We start from the raw sequence: 16,273 nt of genomic DNA on the forward strand, positions 1-16,273 counted from the left end.
ACAAAAACCTGAAATATTTCCTTCAAAGGAGGAGAAAAATGAAAAATCTCAGGATATTCTTTCTACTATTCGTTTTGGCATTTTTCGTCGTAGCCTGTGGTGGTGACGATGCCGAAACCCCAACAGACGAAACAGACACCACAACAGAAAGCACAGACACAACCACTGATGCAGAAGATGCAGAAGAACCGGCCGATGAGGCGATGGGCGATGCGCTCTTCGTTTCTACGCAGTTCAGCCCAGTTGAGGAGCAAGAAAGTTTCCGTGCTATTCTTGCCGAAGGCGGTTTTGACTTCTCTGCCAGCGAAGAAGGCCCCCTGATTGACCAGGTACTTGCTGGCAGTGCCTCTGTGGATGTTGTTGGTGCGCTACACGGCACTTTCCCACCGCTGGCTCGTGAAGATGCAATGATAAATATGGCCGACATCGCCGATGACCTTTCTGGCGATCGTGATTTGGCTCAGGCTTTCATCGACACTGGGCTGCTCGGCACAGATGACTTCCTTTACTACATCCCCTGGATGCAGGCAACCTACATTATGGCAGCTCATACCGATGCCTTGCAATATTTGCCTGATGGTGTCGATGTCAATGCCATCACTTGGGAACAGTTTGGTCAATGGTGCCAAAACATTCTAGACGAGACAGGGAACCAGGGCTGCGGCCTGCCCCATGCTGGCTTGTTCCATCGCTTCCTGGAAGGATATCTCTTCCCGTCATTCACGGGTGGCATGGTAAGCAACTTCCGTAGCCAAGAAGCCATGGACATGATGGCTTGGGCACGGGACACCTTATGGCCCACCATCAATCCACAATCGATCAATTATGACTTCATGCAAGAGCCGCTGCTCTCTGGTGAGGTCATGGTTGCTTTTGATCACACGGCACGCTTAATTGATGCCTTCAATGCAGAACCAGATAACTTCATTGCCTTCCCTGCCCCGGCAGGTCCCAAGGGTCGTGGGTTCATGCCCGTCATTGTTGGCCTCGGTATTCCGGCCGATGCGCCCAACCCTGAAGCAGGTGCAGAGCTCATCGAGTTCCTGACCCGGCCAGACGTACAGGGAGCTGTCTTGCGAGACCTGGGCTTCTTCCCCGTGGTCGATGGCGTAGACACCTCTAATCTGCCTGTTGGTGTAGAAATTGAAGCGGGTGCTGTTGCTGCACAGGCCAATGCACCAGACGCACTACCTGCCCTCTTGCCGGTCGGTTTGGGCGACCGTGGCGGCGAAATTAACCAGATTTTCCGCAATGCCTTTGACCGCATCGTTTTGAACGGTGAAGACATCGGCTCTGTGATGACAGAAGAAGGGGACAACCTTCAAGCCTTGATGAATGAAACAGGCGCGCCTTGCTGGGCACCTGATCCGGCAGGCGATGGCCCTTGCCAGGTAAACGAAGCGGGTGAAATGGCAACCGCCGTTGAGCCAACAACAGATGATGGTGACACAGCTGTTGCCAGTGATGTAACCTTCATTTCTACCCAGTTCAGCCCGGTTGAAGAACAAGAAGCATTTCGCGCTATCCTGGGCGAAGGGGGTTATGACTTCAGCGCAAGCGAAGAAGGCCCGCTGATTGACCAAATTCTGGCTGGCAGTGGATCAATTGATGTGGTTGGTGCGCTGCACGGCACCTTCCCGCCATTGGCCCGTGAAGATGCGATGATGAACATGATCGACGTTGCTGAAGATTTGCTGGACAGTCGTGATCTGGCACCAGCGTTCATTGACGCTGGTTTGCTGGGAACCGATGACTTCCTTTACTACGTCCCCTGGATGCAGGCAACCTACATCATGGCGGCCAATGTAGAGGCATTGGCTTACTTGCCCGACGGTGCAGACGTGAACGCACTTACTTGGGAACAGTTTGGTCAATGGTGCCAAAACATCGTGGATGAAACAGGTGAACAAAAATGTGGTCTGCCCCATGCGGGTTTGTTCCACCGCTTCCTGGAAGGGTATTTGTTTCCCTCATTCACCGGCGGCATGGTGTCTGAGTTCCGCAGTGATGCGGCCGTTGATATGATGGCCTGGGCACGTGACTCACTGTGGCCAACAATTAACCCGGAATCTATCAACTACGACTTCATGCAAGAACCGCTGTTGTCTGGCGATGTTTGGGTGGCATTTGATCACACAGCGCGTCTGATTGATGCTTTCAACGCTGAACCGGACAACTTCATTGCCTTCCCCGCCCCGGCAGGCCCCGCAGGGCGTGGCTTTATGCCCGTCATCGTTGGCTTGGGTATTCCGGCCGACGCGCCAGACCCAGAAGGCGCAGCAGCGTTAATTGAGTTCCTGACGCGTCCTGACGTGCAAGGGGCTGTTCTGAACGATCTTGGTTTCTTCCCCGTTGTAGACGGTGTAGACACCTCGAATCTGCCGGTTGGTGTTGAGATTGAAGCAGGTGCCGTGAATGCACAGGCAACTGCAGCAGATGCGTTACCGGCATTGCTGCCAGTTGGCTTGGGCGAACGGGGTGGTGAGATTAACCAAATCTTCCGTAACGCCTTCGACCGCATCGTTTTGGATGGTGAAGATATTGCAACCGTCCTCCAAGAGGAAGGGAACAATCTCCAAGCTCTGATGAACGAAACGGGCGCACCTTGCTGGGCACCTGATCCAGCGAGTGACGGGCCTTGCCAAGTAAACGAGTAAGTTTTTAACCGTGGTGGGAGGTGTCCTGAGGGCACCTCCCACCTTCTTATTGGGAAGAAGAAAAGCATTCATTCAAAACGTAATTTGAACACTCAAATTACCTTATGCAAACCAAAGAAGCTGTTCTGAAAAAGCAACATGCTTGCTTAAGGTTTGCACTATAAAGGCGACTCTTATGAAAAAGAAAAAGCGCAATCTAGCACCGTATTGGTTGATATTGCCGTCGCTGGTTTATTTGGCACTGTTTTTTGCGTATCCGATGGTACAGGCCCTGGGGTTATCCATTTGGGATAATGAGGCGGTATTGCCGCTGCGGGCCGAAGCCAATTTGGAAAGCGCGGAAGCTGGGCGCATTCGCCAAGGAACCCAGATAGAAATCTTGGGACAGCAAGGCAACTTGCTCACAGATACGCTTGGCGATGAGACAAATTTGCTAACCGAGCTGTGGTTTAACGTAACCGGCGAGGATGCTGACGGCAATGCTATTTCTGGCTGGGTGCCAGAAACCCGCCTTCGGGTGCGGGAAGAAGCGGAGGATGGCACACCATTAATGGGTACTGTTCGGCGACGCTTGGGGAGCAATGCCGATCCGTTAACAACAATTTATGCAGAACCGAGCGAAAATGCGGCCGAAGTTGGCAAAGTTGAAGCCAGCACCGAAATGCAAATTGCAGAGACAGCTACGCTTGAAGTTTGGTACCAGATTAGTGGAGATGTAGATGGGCAAACGCTCGAAGGCTGGGCACCTTCTCGTTTCATCCAGGTGTTCGGAGATGAAGTGAGTGGTCGCGTTGATCGCGGCACGACGGGTGAATTTACGCTGGGCTTCTTTGAGAAGATGTGGAATGACCGCTTTTTTGGCCCTGCGGTACGAACCACGCTGTTGCTGATGGTGATTATCATCCCCACTCAGTTTATTTTGGCTATCGTCATGGCTTTGGTGATTCAGGCACGCCTCAAGTTCAACTCCTTTTTCTTGTACATCTTTGCCATTCCGTTGGGTGTATCTGACCTGGCAGTGGGTATTTTGTTCTTCGCGATCTTTACCCAAAATGGCTTGTTTAACAGTGTGTTGCAAGGACTAGGGCTGATTGACGCGGCACGGCCGTATTTAACGGCAGATACGCGCGGCTGGATTATTGCCGCCATCTGGCTGGCAGAAGTGTGGCGGGCCACATCCATTGTGATGATCATCGTTGTATCTGGCTTGCAGGCAATTTCTGACGAGGTGTTGGAAGCGGCCGAACTGTTTGGTGCGGGCCTGTGGCAGCGGTTGCGCCACGTCATCTTGCCCTTGCTCAAACCCAGTTTGCAGGTGGCATTGATCTTGCGCACAATTTTGGCACTGCAAGTGTTTGCGGTGGTCATTGCCCTCAGCGGGGGTGATGTGGTGACAGTGTTGGCCAATGAAACATACCGCCAATATTTTGAGTTCCGCAATGCCAATGTGGCCTCGGCTTATGCCCTGTTTATCTTAGCCATCTCAATGATTAGTGCAGTATTTTATCTGCGTGCGGTGCGTACGCAGCAGGAGATAGCCGCATGAGTAATCAAGTTTTAGATACGGCCGTTTCCCCAGAGGTTCTGGCCATCCAGCAACGCCAAATTCGGCGACAAAAATTTAATCGCGCGTCAACGTACGTCATCGCCATCCTCATGTCGCTGTGGATATTGGTACCGATCTACTTCATCTTTTCCATGGCCTTTACCACCCAGGATGCCGTTCGTGCCTATCCTAAAGGTGTCCTACCATTCATTCCCTTCTCGCTCGACACGATGCAGTTCTTTTTGAACTCAGAAGGGATACTTCCAGGGCTGCTCAACAGCGTCATTGTGGCGGTTATAACCTTGCTGCTTTCAACAGTTATTGCCGCACCAGCCGGGTATGCCATTTCACGCTACATCTTCCCTGGGCGCAACTTCTTCCGGTTGTCCATTCTGGCCGTTCGAGCCTTTCCCATTGTGGTATTGTCGATTCCTCTGGCGGTGTTATACATCCAGGTTGGTGTTTTCGACAGCATTTACAGCTTGGCCCTGATGCACACGGCGCTGGCGTTGCCTACCACCATTCTGGTGATTGGCAGTGTATTTGCCAGTATCCCTTACGAACTGGAGGAAGCGGCCATGGTGTTTGGCTGCACATCCTGGCAGGCATTCCGGTATGTGGTCTTGCCCCTTGTACTGCCAGGCATTGCGGCTTCGGCCGTTTTCACCTTTGTACTCTCTTGGAATGAGGTATTTGCTGCCAGCATTCTAACGCTGCAAAATCGTACGCTGCCAGCACAAATTCTGTTTTCACTCACAAACTCATCCGAAGCATACCAGTTTGCCGGGGGCTTCTTTATGCTCATTCCAGCATTGATCTTTATGTTTTTCATCCGACGCTACTTGTTCAACATGTGGGGGCAAGTAACCAAATAGTAAAAGTACAAGCGCTGCGGCCGCCTCTCAGTTCCGATAAGGTGCCCTCTAGACTGGGTCGCCCGGTTGCGCAAACATGCGCTGACACCGGCCACAGCCAGTACCTAACTCTGGTTTACAAGGAAGGGATTAAAATGGCTGAAATTAAAATAGAAAACGTAACGAAACGGTTTGGCGATTTCGTTGCGGTAGATAACGCGAATTTAATTATTGAAGATAAAGAGTTTGTAGTGCTGCTTGGCCCTAGCGGCTGCGGCAAAACCACCCTACTGCGTACCGTAGCCGGATTAGGCATGGCTGATGAAGGTCGTATCACCATTGGCGGGCGGGATGTAACGTTTCTGCCCCCGCGTCAGCGCAAAATTGCGATGGTGTTCCAAAGCTACGCCATATTTCCGCATATGAAAGTGCGGGACAACATCGCGTTTGGCCTCAAGATGACGGGCGTTGATCCGCGTGAATCTGACAAGCGGGTTAAAAATGCGGCGGGGCTGATGCACATTGAGAATTTACTAGACCGTTACCCCAGCAATATGAGCGGTGGCCAGCGGCAGCGTGTGGCTGTGGCGCGAGCCATTGCCATGCAGTCAGAAGTGCTGCTGATGGATGAGCCTTTAAGCAACCTGGACGCTTTGCTGCGCCTGGAGATGCGTGCCGAACTTAAGCAGCTTCTAGCGGGCATTGGGGCTACCACCATCTATGTTACCCATGACCAGATTGAGGCCCTCAGCATGGGGGACCGCATTGCGGTGATGAAGGACGGCATTATTCAGCAGGTGGATCATCCAACCAGAGTATACGACTTACCCTCTAACTTTTTTGTGGGTAGCTTTATTGGCAATCCGCCCATGAACTTCATGCGGGGGCAGGTTCAGCAAAATGGGGCTTTAAAGGTAAAAATTGGTGATTTTGAATTAGAACCAGCCGACAGTATGAAGCCTTTGCTGAAAAAGTATGATGGGCAGCAGGTCATCCTGGGCATTCGTGCCGAAAACATGGAAACGCTGAACCAGCCGGTTGATGACGGGGTGAAGGTACAGGTGCGCGTGGTGGAACCGCTCGGCTCGCAAAATCTGCTCACCGTGAAGATTGGCGAAGATATTGTGAAAGTCAGTACCCATCCTGCATTCGACGTAGCCCCCGACACGGATGTGTGGTTGCGCTTCCCGGCAGACAAAATTCGCTGGATCGATCGTGATAGCGAAAAAGTTTTGTATGCTTAATGGTTGACCATGACAAATGTACATATCATTAACCATACCCACTGGGATCGCGAGTGGTTCTTAACGTCTGTTTACACAAGTCGCTGGATACCTGGGTTAATCGATAAGCTGACTGAGTTGTCGCAGCAAAACCGTGACTTTCGCTATCTTTTTGATGGGCAAACGCTGGTCATTGAGGATTTGCTGGACGTAGCCCCGGAGTATGAGGCGCGTGTAGCAGCTTTGATTGGCGACCAACAGCTTCAAATTGGGCCGTATTATTGCCAACCGGATTGGCAGCTTACCGGGGGGGAGCTGCTGATTCGGAACCTGATGTACGGCCGTACCGACCTCACTCGTTTTGGGGCAAAAATGGAGACAGGCTGGCTGGTTGATACCTTTGGCCACATCAGCCAATCGCCCCAAATTCACCAACTGTTTGGCCTAGATGCCGCCTTTGTGTGGCGTGGCGTGCCGCAGTTGGTGCCTTACTTCCAATGGCGGGGCGCAGACGGCAGCCAACTGCTGGCCGTTGATCTGTTTGGCGGCTACCGCAACCTGTATGGCGTCACCCACGCCCCAGAGGTTGCCGTGGAGCGGTTAGAACAGGAGGTAGCCAAGCTACGGCCGTTCTACCCCACCCCGGACATCCCCCTGTTTGACGGCTACGATTTGGAAGACAGTCCCGAAGACCCGATGCGCTTCTTTAGCCAGCAGGCTGAACTGAACGGCGATTTACGGCTGCAAGAAGCAACACCTGCTTCATTTGTGGAGGCCGTCCGGCAGCACAATCTGCCCTTGCCCACCATTGAGGGGGAACTGAACTCCGGCAAGTACGGAGCTACCTTCCCCGGTGTCTACTCAGCGCGCACCTACCTGAAAGTGATGGCAGAACCGTTGGCAGCGATGGCGCGGCTGTACGGCCGTTCCTACCCAGCTAACAAGTTTGAACAGTGGGGTAGGCTGCTGCTACAAAATGCCGTGCATGATTGCATCTGCGGCGTCAGCATCGATCAGGTGCATGAAAAGATGGTTTACAGCTATCGCCAGACGTTTGACGAGTTGCGCAACGAGGCGAAGAAGGCGTTGGCAACTATCCTGGCCAATTTTGCCTCTGGCGATTATGCGATTAGCACGAATCCATTGGCGCAGCCAGGCTGGCAGCTTGGGGATGCCCAGTTGGTTTGGGCGGAGGCTCGCGGCGTTGGCGTTTGGCCTATTGAAAAGCGGGCAAACATCGAATTTACTCAAAATCCCGTGGAAAATTTCACCTGGGAAAATGAGCATTTCACTGTAACCGTCACGTCCGACGGGTTGGTTCAGGTGGATAAGCAAACGTTCGGCCGTTTTTTGGTGCGGGCAGAAGACGGGGACACCTATTCAACTGAATTGGGTGAACTGCTGGGTGAATTACGACCGTTATCCCCCATCACCCTCTCCCTCACTTCAGACCACTACGCTATGCTCACGTACATTGCCGGTTGGCACAATGATGAAATTGAAGTCAGTGCACAGGTTGCCCTACATCTTGATGACTCGCAGTTAATCCGCTGGGACATCATTTTGGATTCACGCGGCACCGATGTGCGCATCGACCTCGCCTTTGAAACTGGCCAACCAGGTGATTTGTTTGCCGGAATGCCCTTCGACGTGGTGCAGCGACCCGTAGCCGACACCGATTTATTACCTCGCGAACTGCCGAGCAATTTGGCCAAGGTGCTGCTCGGCCAGCGGGAGCTAGGCAGCGTGAAAGATTTTCCTTTTCATAATTTTGTCGCGCTTGGCCATGAAAAGGAGTGTACGGCCGTCCTGGCCAAAGGCATTAACGCGTACACGGCAACAGAAGATGGCACGATTGCCCTCACCTTGCGACGGTCGGTGGAGTGGCTCACCAAAGCAGGTTTACGAGACCGCGAAGGGGATGCAGGCCCGTTTTTCTATGTACCAGACGGCCGTTGCGAGCGCACCGTCCACCATGAAGTCGCCGTGGCCATCGGCCCCTTTGCCCCAGATTCGCTGGCTCTGCAAAAGCTCAATGCCAGCTACCAGCATCCGCCGCTCATCGTGCAGGGTGCGGGGCAAGGCAGCCAAACAGAATGGTCATTGCTCACAGAAGAACTGCCGCTGAGCAGCCTGACCGTGCAAAACGAGAAGCTGCTGGCCCGATTGTACAATCCCACCAACAGCCCCATCACTTTGCAGCAATCGTACCCGCAAACCGACGTTTGGGGTGAGGCAGTGGGGGAAAGTACGGCCGTCCCCGCCAAAAAGATCGTCACTATCCAACTGCCACAAACCTTGCCCGCCGTCAATGACCGCCAAACAACCATCACCTGGCACAACCGCCCTTGCTGGCGCGTGGGGGAAAACAAGGGTGTGCCAGATACGGCCGTTTTGGAGAAACTGCAAGCCAACATCAAAAAGCTGGAAGCGGAAATTGCTGCCGCCCAAGCCAAGCTGGCAGCCAGCGCAGGCAAAGAGAAGTTGCGCTGGCAGCACCGCATCTACATTCTGGATCGGGAGCGGTTGGAGTTTAAGCTGTCCCATTTGCTGAACCGCCGTAAGCTGGATTCTGGCGGTGAGCAAGATTACAGCTACCTGTATGAACCTGACGACGAAGTTGCCGAAGTAGGAACTGCCCTCAACCATTTACGGATTAAGCGACGCATTTTTGATTATGTGGCCACTGTGCTCGACTAGAACAGGACTTACGCAGTGAAGACTACAAAAGTCTTGTTCTCTCTGGAATTAACACCATTAGACCCAGACTTTTGTAGTCTGGTTAGGGCGAATGCGTAAGTCCTATAGAATTTAATTATGAATCAAGATATTCTTGAGCATTTAACCTTTCTTTATGGTGCAGAAACGGCCGTGCAGTTGCTGCCTAAACTGGTTTCGCTTCTGGATACCGTGCGCCCCCAACTGCCTGAATTGCCAGAGGCCACGTCCTTTTTTTCTGAAAAAGACAGCGTCCTCATCACCTACGGCGATCAGGTGCAGGCTCCTGGGGAAGCCCCACTGAAAACGCTGGCCCACTTTTGCAAAGATAAGCTAGACGGCCGTATCCAAACCATCCATCTGCTCCCCTTCTACCCTTCCTCCAGCGACGATGGCTTTTCCGTGATTGATTACAAAGCGGTGGATCCCGCGCTGGGCAGTTGGGAAGATGTTGCCACTTTCCGCGATAACTTCCAATTAATGTTCGATGCCGTCATCAACCACATCTCCGCCAAAAGCAACTGGTTCCAACGATATCTGAAAGGCGATCCCGCGTATGATGATTTTTTTGTAACTGTAGACCCGCAGGCTGATCTTTCGGCAGTGTTCCGCCCCCGCGCCCTGCCTCTGCTCACCCCATTCCAGACACAATCCGGCACGCGCCACCTGTGGACCACCTTCAGCGACGATCAGATTGATTTGAACTATGCGAACCCCAACGTGCTGCTGGCTGTGCTAGACGCCCTGCTCTTTTACGTGGCGCAAGGGGCCACCACCATTCGGCTGGATGCGATTGGCTTCATGTGGAAAGAGATCGGCACGCGCAGCCTCAACTTGCCGCAAACGCATCGCCTCATCCAGCTCATGCGCGCCGTTTTGGATGCGGTTGCCCCTCAGGTGGTACTCATCACCGAAACGAACGTGCCGCATGAAGAGAATATTTCTTACTTTGGCAACGGCCGTAACGAAGCCCAAATGGTGTACAACTTTTCTCTGCCGCCGCTGCTGCTGCACACCTTTCACACCGGCAACGCCCAGCAGCTTGCTGAGTGGGCCAGCACGCTAGAACTGCCGTCTGAGCGCGTCACCTTCTTCAACTTCTGCGCCTCGCACGACGGCATTGGCGTGACGCCCGCGCGCGGCATCCTCACCGATGGGCAAATAAACGCGATGGCTGAACGCGTGCAAAAGCTGGGCGGCTACGTCTCTTACAAAGCCAACGGCGACGGTACCCAAGCTGCCTATGAGCTCAACATCAACTACCTCAACGCCCTCGGCGTGCCCGGTACCGCTGAATCTGACGAACTAATGGCTCGCCGCTTTTTGGCGGCGCAGGCGATTATGCTAGCCCTGCGCGGCGTACCGGGTATCTACTTTCACAGCCTGTTTGGCTCGCAAAATTGGCACGAAGGGGTACAGCAAACCGGACGCAACCGCAGCATCAACCGGCAAAAGTTCCAGCGGGATGCGTTGGAGCAGGCGTTGCAAACGGGCTTGCGGCAGCTTGTGTTTTCAGGCTATAGCCACCTGCTGCGGCTGCGAACCAGTGAGAAAGCGTTTCACCCAGTCGGTGAGCAGAAAATCCTCAACCTGCACCCCGCCGTATTTGCTATTTTGCGCTCGCACCAGGGTGAAGCGGTGCTTTGCCTGCAAAATGTAGCGGCCCGCTCCGTACAAATTGAATTACCGCTTGCCGGGCAAGATTTGGTGACGGGAACGGCCGTTCCCGCCCACTTCACCCTCGCCCCCTACCAAATTGTCTGGCTCAAACCATGAAATTTCACGCAAAGGCACAGAGGTGCTATTTTTTTCCTTCGCGTCTTTGCGTGAGATAAAGTTAAAAAACAATTATGAATATTGGCGTTATTTCTACAAGACTGGCTGGCACCGACGGCGTTTCGCTGGAATCGGCCAAAATTGTGGCCATTGCCCAGCAGTTTGGCCATAAGATTTATTACTGCGCGGGCGAACTAGACCTGGAGCTAAAAAAACGTGGCCTGGAAGACGGCCGTCTCCATTTTGAAGATGAGATTGCCAAAAATTTACATGATCGCGCCTTTGTGGAGAAGGAAACGGCCGTTACCCTGCTGCCAGACATTGAAAAACGTGCGGCAGAGTTGAAACGGCCGCTTCGCCAATTCCTTACGCAAAACAAGATCGAATACGTCATTATCCAGAACGCCTTTGCCATTCCCATGCAGCTGCCCCTCGCCCAAGCCCTCACAGAACTAATGGCCGAGCTTAAGCTGCCCAGCCTGGCTCACAACCACGATTTTTATTGGGAACGGCCGCGTTTTTTAGACAGCCAGATCGAAACATTTCTGGACCAATTTTTTCCGCCAAATTTGCCTGGATTGACCCACGCCACCATCAACTCGTTGGCCCAAACCGCACTCAAACAGCGGCGCGGGCTAGACAGCCTCGTTATCCCCAACGTGTTTGACTTCCACACGTCGCCCCCCGGCATCGATGATTTCAACACCGATTTTCGGCAGGCACTTGGGCTAAAGCCAGACGATTGGCTCATTTTGCAGCCTACCCGCGTTATTCCGCGCAAGGGGATTGAGCTGTCGATTGAGCTGTTGCACCAGCTTAATGACCCACGCGCCAAGCTGGTCATCACCCACAAGGCAGGCGACGAAGGATTAAAGTATCTACACGAACTCCAGGCGTTGGCAGAGGCCAAAAATGTGGCGTTGATCTACGCAGGGGACAAGGTGGACGATCTGCGGCGGCGGGCTAGCGACACAAAAATTTACTCACTGTGGGATGCGTATCCGCACGCCGATTTGGTTACCTACCCCAGCTTCATCGAGGGGTTTGGCAATGCGCTCATTGAGACGGTTTACTTCAAGCTGCCCGCCGTGGTAAACCGGTACCCGGTCTACGCGGCCGACATTGGACCGCTGGGCTTCCAATTTGCGGAGATTGATGGGGAAATCACGCCAGAAACAGTGAACACGCTGCGGGGCTGGCTAGAAAATCCAGAAACGGCCGTTCCCGCCACTAGCCACAACTACGAACTCGGCAAGCAACATTTCTCTTACCAAACCCTGGCCCAATTGCTAGCCCCAATCCTCAAATAACCCATCGTCGCTCAAAAAAACCTATCACCAGTGGTCATTTCGAGGTCCTCCGAGAAATCCCGTCCAACTTCGTTTATAAACCACTCACGAATCATGGTTGGGATTTTTCACTGCGTTCAAAATGACAAGGTGTTGATTTTTGCGCTTTTTGGAACTACTTGGCGGTGAGGAGTTCTGCTTCAATATTGTGAACTTCTAGCCCGGCGAAACGGCCGTTTCCCACAAAAATTGGCTCATCTTTCCCACCATTTAGCCGGGACAGGCGCACGGTTGCCGTGGCCGTGAGCGATTCGGCCACCCGCTTACCCATATCCACCGTAGACGGCCCCGCCAAAATGCCCGCTTCTCCCCGGCTGGCGATAATCTCCAAGCGGTGAACCGCCCCCGCCCTTTTGCCCGTCAGTACCCAATGAATTTGCTCCCCCGCCACCGCCAGCGTCTCCGTTTTGGCCCCGGTGTAGGTGGCAAAGCGGTACAGCCTGCCCCTATGCCACAAGCCAACAATGAAGCCCCGGAACCGGGTAAATTGCCAGGGAATCATCGCAATCGAGGCGGTGAGGCTGGTACGCGGGCTGTGTTCAAAATGGTTACTTTGCAGCCAAATCCAGGCGGAGGGGAACGATTGCCCCCAATCTTTCTCGATGTAGCCGCGCCCGCCGTGGAAGTCCAGCAGGTCGCCATTCACGCGCATGGTGCCGTAGATGGCATGGTCGAAGCTGAGAACGCCGTGATAGCACTCCATTGTCGGCACCCAAGCGTACCAGCCCATAATCCCCGGCGAAGTGAGCGTCACCGGCCACGGCTGCCCGCCGCCAAAGTGCATATCGGCCTCTATTTTTTGCTCTGGCTGGTTAATGAGCAAACTCAACGCCTGCTGCGTAAAGCGACAGGCCCCAATGTGTACCTCAAACCGATCATCCGCCGCCCAAAATTGTGTGAGCGGAAAGCGATGGTAAAACGCTTCTTTGGTTGTGCCGTTGAGTACCTGAATAAAAGCGTGGGGGTCTTCGCTCAGAAAGACGCCGGGGATGATGGCGTATTTGTGTTGGGTGGTGGCGTCAATCAGTTTGTAATACCAGCCCTCAAAGAACGGCCGTTTCGCACCAAAACCATGATACCAGGCTGGATTGAGTACAGAGGTGACAAACCGCTTCATCGGTCTGGCGTCACAGAGCGTACATTACCCAGCGCGTTCACCTCTAAAATCCAGCGACTGCCGTCATCAAACTGGCTAAATTCATTCACATCATCGGGGCGGTAAGTGTAAGACGCGCCATCTGCCCAAAAATAGACTTCGTACTGTTCTGTACTTTCGCCCAGCCGCTGGTCCTGCGCCAGCGCGGGATTGGGCCAGCGCGGTTCAAAATCATCCCCCGTTAGGGAAACCAGATCAAAGTCGTGCCATTGCAATTCTGTGTAGGTACACAGTTCATCATAAATTTCGTAAACGCAATCCTGCACCACCTCGCCGACCCCGGTACCGGTGTCTACCGTGTATGGCGTGCCGCACACTTCGTTGGCACCTGGTGCTGGGTTCGATTGCGTGCGGCGTAGCTCCTGACGACAGGAAATGACATCTGCATTATTGGGCAGTTCATTACCCCAATCTTGAAGCTCAACCGGAACCAACGCCTGCACCATTACGGCCGTTTCCCACGATACCCCCTGCACTTCCCCCACAATCTCCTCCGTGCGGCTAGAAAGCACTATGATGGCCATGCAGGCAATGGCAAACAGCCCCAAAATGCCAAACAGCACAAAACGCGCCGTCCTGGACATGCCCGTCGCTCGTCTCACCTGGGGTCGGGCGGCTGCCGGTTTGGGCCGATCTAATTTGGGCAAGACTGCACCACATTGCGAACATTGCTGCGCCGTGCCGGGGTTCATCGCGCCGCAGTGGGTGCAGGCCACGTCTGGCACCGCTTTCTTCTGGTGCGCCCCTACCACCTGCCCCGCCTCACGCGCTTTGGCCTCGGTGAGGTCAGCCAGGCATTGGCTGCATTGGCTGGCGGTAGCTGGATTGCGCGTGCCGCAAAAGGGGCAATGCACGTCCGGGCCAGCGGCGGCCTGGGCAATGAGCTTTTCATCCTGAATGAGCGATTCCTGGGCTACCTGCTCAAACTGCACGTCGTCTGGCTGGGCCGCGCCGCAGTTACGGCAAATCTTGTCAACACCCTTGTTGCGAGTGCCGCAGGCGGGGCATTCCCACTCCAGATGAACATAGCCAACGGTTTTTTTGGTCATTCCACGCTCCGGTTACGTGTGCTTGCTTGTGCTTGTAAGTCTTGCTTGTGCGTGAAGATTGTAACGCAGGGGCCGGCTTGGTTCAATTGGTTTTTTGAAGAAGAAAAGGAATTGGTAACGGCCGTTTCCCAAGTTACCATCTGGCGTGAGGATAATTTGCTAACATCGTCTGATCTTTGGTAACAAGCAGGTTGTCATTCAGGCTGGCATTGGCCACGATAAGGCGATCGAATGGGTCACGCGTCCAGGAAACGGCCGTTGCTGCCTGTACCACCGCCTGAAACCGTTTACCACACACCTGCAAACCAATTCGTGCCGCCAAGTCTGCTAAAACTGCGTTGGCACTCACCGTAATTCGCTCAATTTCGTGCAGATATTGCAGTTCAAGCTGAACGATTGGGGAAACCAGTAAATCGTTTTCATTCAGCAGTGATTGCACCTCACCACTAAATCGATTCAACTGTCCAGCATAGAGCCAAACAACCACATGGGTATCAAGGTAGATCAAGATTCACCTCTTGCTCCCAGCTAATCGTCACCAACTCTTCGGGGTCGCCCTGAATCACCTCTGGGCGAGAAACCAGGTTTTCCAGCTTAGAACCTTCGTTTACCGGTACAATGCGCAGCCGCTTGCCGCCTTTATTTATTTCTAGCGGTTCTCCGCTGGTCAATACTTCTTCTAGCAGCTTGTAAATATTGGCGCGCAATTCGGTTGGGGTTATTGTTTTCATCTGTTTAGCCTTTGCTGTACGTACGCTTTTTCCAAAGATACGTACATATTACCAAAATTGATTCACCCCGGTCAAGCACAACAGCTCAGGTTAGCACGTCACAGCCTAGAAGAAAACCCATTTGCAGTTAAAAATTAGTCAGTGGTCATCAATCTTTCTAATTCAGCTTGAAAGTCTGGGGAAATTGTACCCGAGCGAGAATATTTGGCTTCAATTTGTAGCTTGCCACTATCTGTCGTAAATGTGCATATGATTCGTCGTAGGCTATTCATTTCTTCTGCTAAGAATCTCTGAAATTCAATGGTTGTTTTGCCAAAGAGCAACCATATTTGCTTCTCGCCAGGATTCGGCCCGTAAATTTCCTTGTTTGGAGCAAACAGAACCTGCTCTTTAGAACTCCAATTCACCAATTTGGCACTTGAAAAAATGCGTACACCACTTGTGCTTATACCTACTGCCGAATTACTGATTTGGCGAGGATCGTGCAGATACATTCGATATCGAGAATATTTTCTTAGGGCTCCTAAATTGATAAATGGCTCTATGAATGTATCACGAAAAACCAGCTCGGTGAATGTCCGCTCTTTAGCTATTTTCATTTCCATTTCAATAAGCAATTCGGAGAAAATTTCTTGCTCACTGCCATTGTTGGTTAGAATGAATTTGAGAACCCACCAGTTTAGGGGGACATTGCTACCATACACATACATATTTTCCTGTTTGAAGGCTTCCATGAGGGTGATTGTCAATCTTCTCTGGGCTTTCTCTAAACGCGATTCTTCAAGCTGCCGTCTGGCAATTTCCTTTCGCTCGTTTGAGATTTGAAGTGACATGTAGCTGATGAACAAAGCCAAAAGTGTTAGTAAAAGTGGAAAATATTGCAGAACCAACGATTCGTATTGACGTAAGTTTTGTTGCGTCGCGTCTGATAGAAATGTTAGCTCCCCTCTTTGACTGAGGATAGCGAATATCCAAACAGAAAACGACAAAAGAAAAAATAACCAAAATGATACTTTCCAAAAACTGTTCATTATCTTTTGATTTGGTTTGCCGCTCTTTGCAAATTTAGTGCCAGTAGCCGCTCTAAAATTTGCTCGTCGTTGAAGTGGGATTGGGAAACGGCCGTTTCTTTTTGCTGAATTTGCGACCATTTGGCGACGAACTGTTTGGGGGTAATGTTTGGCATACCGTTTTATAGCAAAATTTGGGGGAAC

The 16,273-nt window shown here is 52.5% G+C and carries 13 protein-coding genes; 7 read left to right on the forward strand and 6 right to left on the reverse strand.

Translation table 11 applies throughout. The annotated features are described in order from the left end of the window. The first annotated feature begins 38 nt into the window (after window positions 1-38). The 7 genes from ACOQPU_RS28015 to ACOQPU_RS28045 all read left to right on the forward strand — a co-directional run bounded on the left by ACOQPU_RS28015 (window position 39) and on the right by ACOQPU_RS28045 (window position 12,084). Entirely contained in the window at window positions 39-2,657 is a 2,619-nt protein-coding gene (locus ACOQPU_RS28015) for an extracellular solute-binding protein (protein ID WP_420643121.1), read from the forward strand. A gap of 175 nt (window positions 2,658-2,832) precedes the next feature. Continuing rightward, complete coding sequence (locus ACOQPU_RS28020; protein ID WP_420643122.1) at window positions 2,833-4,203, forward strand: ABC transporter permease subunit; 1,371 nt, start codon at window positions 2,833-2,835, stop codon at window positions 4,201-4,203. Further along, entirely contained in the window at window positions 4,200-5,078 is an 879-nt protein-coding gene (locus ACOQPU_RS28025; RefSeq protein WP_420643123.1) for a carbohydrate ABC transporter permease, read from the forward strand. The genes ACOQPU_RS28020 and ACOQPU_RS28025 overlap by 4 nt, the downstream gene beginning before the upstream one ends. Window positions 5,079-5,212: 134 nt before the next feature. Next, window positions 5,213-6,301, forward strand: coding sequence for an ABC transporter ATP-binding protein (locus ACOQPU_RS28030; protein WP_420643124.1), 1,089 nt, complete (start codon window positions 5,213-5,215; stop codon window positions 6,299-6,301). Window positions 6,302-6,310: 9 nt separating this feature from the next. Continuing rightward, on the forward strand, window positions 6,311-8,980 hold the full coding sequence (locus ACOQPU_RS28035) for a hypothetical protein (RefSeq protein WP_420643125.1): 2,670 nt from the start codon (window positions 6,311-6,313) through the stop codon (window positions 8,978-8,980). A 117-nt stretch (window positions 8,981-9,097) separates the two neighbouring features. After that, window positions 9,098-10,774, forward strand: coding sequence for an alpha-amylase family glycosyl hydrolase (locus ACOQPU_RS28040; RefSeq protein ID WP_420643126.1), 1,677 nt, complete (start codon window positions 9,098-9,100; stop codon window positions 10,772-10,774). A 74-nt stretch (window positions 10,775-10,848) separates the two neighbouring features. Next, the gene (locus ACOQPU_RS28045) at window positions 10,849-12,084 is read left to right on the forward strand and encodes a glycosyltransferase (protein WP_420643127.1); all 1,236 of its coding nucleotides are present in this window, start codon (window positions 10,849-10,851) and stop codon (window positions 12,082-12,084) included. Between the two features lie 154 nt (window positions 12,085-12,238). Here the strand turns inward: ACOQPU_RS28045 and ACOQPU_RS28050 are convergent, their stop codons facing one another. The 6 genes from ACOQPU_RS28050 to ACOQPU_RS28075 form a co-directional block, all read right to left on the reverse strand. Continuing rightward, a complete protein-coding gene (locus tag ACOQPU_RS28050) occupies window positions 12,239-13,240 on the reverse strand; it encodes a tocopherol cyclase family protein (protein ID WP_420643128.1) in 1,002 nt (333 codons plus the stop codon). Beyond that, window positions 13,237-14,328 (reverse strand): zinc-ribbon domain-containing protein, encoded by a 1,092-nt coding sequence (locus tag ACOQPU_RS28055; RefSeq protein ID WP_420643129.1) that lies wholly within the window; start codon window positions 14,326-14,328, stop codon window positions 13,237-13,239. Before ACOQPU_RS28055 ends, ACOQPU_RS28050 begins: the two co-directional genes overlap by 4 nt. Window positions 14,329-14,461: 133 nt before the next feature. Further along, window positions 14,462-14,836, reverse strand: a complete 375-nt coding sequence (locus tag ACOQPU_RS28060; protein ID WP_420643130.1) for a type II toxin-antitoxin system VapC family toxin — start codon at window positions 14,834-14,836, stop codon at window positions 14,462-14,464. Next, window positions 14,823-15,059: a type II toxin-antitoxin system Phd/YefM family antitoxin gene (locus ACOQPU_RS28065; RefSeq protein WP_420643131.1), complete on the reverse strand. Its 237-nt coding sequence runs from the start codon at window positions 15,057-15,059 to the stop codon at window positions 14,823-14,825. The genes ACOQPU_RS28060 and ACOQPU_RS28065 overlap by 14 nt, the downstream gene beginning before the upstream one ends. A 134-nt stretch (window positions 15,060-15,193) precedes the next feature. Further along, window positions 15,194-16,090, reverse strand: a complete 897-nt coding sequence (locus ACOQPU_RS28070; RefSeq protein WP_420643132.1) for a hypothetical protein — start codon at window positions 16,088-16,090, stop codon at window positions 15,194-15,196. Continuing rightward, on the reverse strand, window positions 16,090-16,245 hold the full coding sequence (locus ACOQPU_RS28075) for a hypothetical protein (RefSeq protein WP_420643133.1): 156 nt from the start codon (window positions 16,243-16,245) through the stop codon (window positions 16,090-16,092). Before ACOQPU_RS28075 ends, ACOQPU_RS28070 begins: the two co-directional genes overlap by 1 nt. Window positions 16,246-16,273: the final 28 nt, after the last annotated feature.

It is taken from the genome of Candidatus Leptofilum sp., from assembly GCF_965223285.1.
Classification (GTDB): Bacteria; Chloroflexota; Anaerolineae; order Promineifilales; family Promineifilaceae; genus Leptofilum.

What these genes read in the sequence shown, in the direction of transcription:
- ACOQPU_RS28065 (WP_420643131.1), bottom strand. Translation starts at nt 15,059, where the DNA reads ATGAAAACAATAACCCCAACCGAATTGCGCGCCAATATTTACAAGCTG.
- ACOQPU_RS28035 (WP_420643125.1), top strand. Translation starts at nt 6,311, where the DNA reads ATGACAAATGTACATATCATTAACCATACCCACTGGGATCGCGAGTGG.
- ACOQPU_RS28055 (WP_420643129.1), bottom strand. Translation starts at nt 14,328, where the DNA reads ATGACCAAAAAAACCGTTGGCTATGTTCATCTGGAGTGGGAATGCCCC.
- ACOQPU_RS28075 (WP_420643133.1), bottom strand. Translation starts at nt 16,245, where the DNA reads ATGCCAAACATTACCCCCAAACAGTTCGTCGCCAAATGGTCGCAAATT.
- ACOQPU_RS28015 (WP_420643121.1), top strand. Translation starts at nt 39, where the DNA reads ATGAAAAATCTCAGGATATTCTTTCTACTATTCGTTTTGGCATTTTTC.
- ACOQPU_RS28025 (WP_420643123.1), top strand. Translation starts at nt 4,200, where the DNA reads ATGAGTAATCAAGTTTTAGATACGGCCGTTTCCCCAGAGGTTCTGGCC.
- ACOQPU_RS28050 (WP_420643128.1), bottom strand. Translation starts at nt 13,240, where the DNA reads ATGAAGCGGTTTGTCACCTCTGTACTCAATCCAGCCTGGTATCATGGT.
- ACOQPU_RS28070 (WP_420643132.1), bottom strand. Translation starts at nt 16,090, where the DNA reads ATGAACAGTTTTTGGAAAGTATCATTTTGGTTATTTTTTCTTTTGTCG.
- ACOQPU_RS28045 (WP_420643127.1), top strand. Translation starts at nt 10,849, where the DNA reads ATGAATATTGGCGTTATTTCTACAAGACTGGCTGGCACCGACGGCGTT.
- ACOQPU_RS28030 (WP_420643124.1), top strand. Translation starts at nt 5,213, where the DNA reads ATGGCTGAAATTAAAATAGAAAACGTAACGAAACGGTTTGGCGATTTC.
- ACOQPU_RS28040 (WP_420643126.1), top strand. Translation starts at nt 9,098, where the DNA reads ATGAATCAAGATATTCTTGAGCATTTAACCTTTCTTTATGGTGCAGAA.
- ACOQPU_RS28020 (WP_420643122.1), top strand. Translation starts at nt 2,833, where the DNA reads ATGAAAAAGAAAAAGCGCAATCTAGCACCGTATTGGTTGATATTGCCG.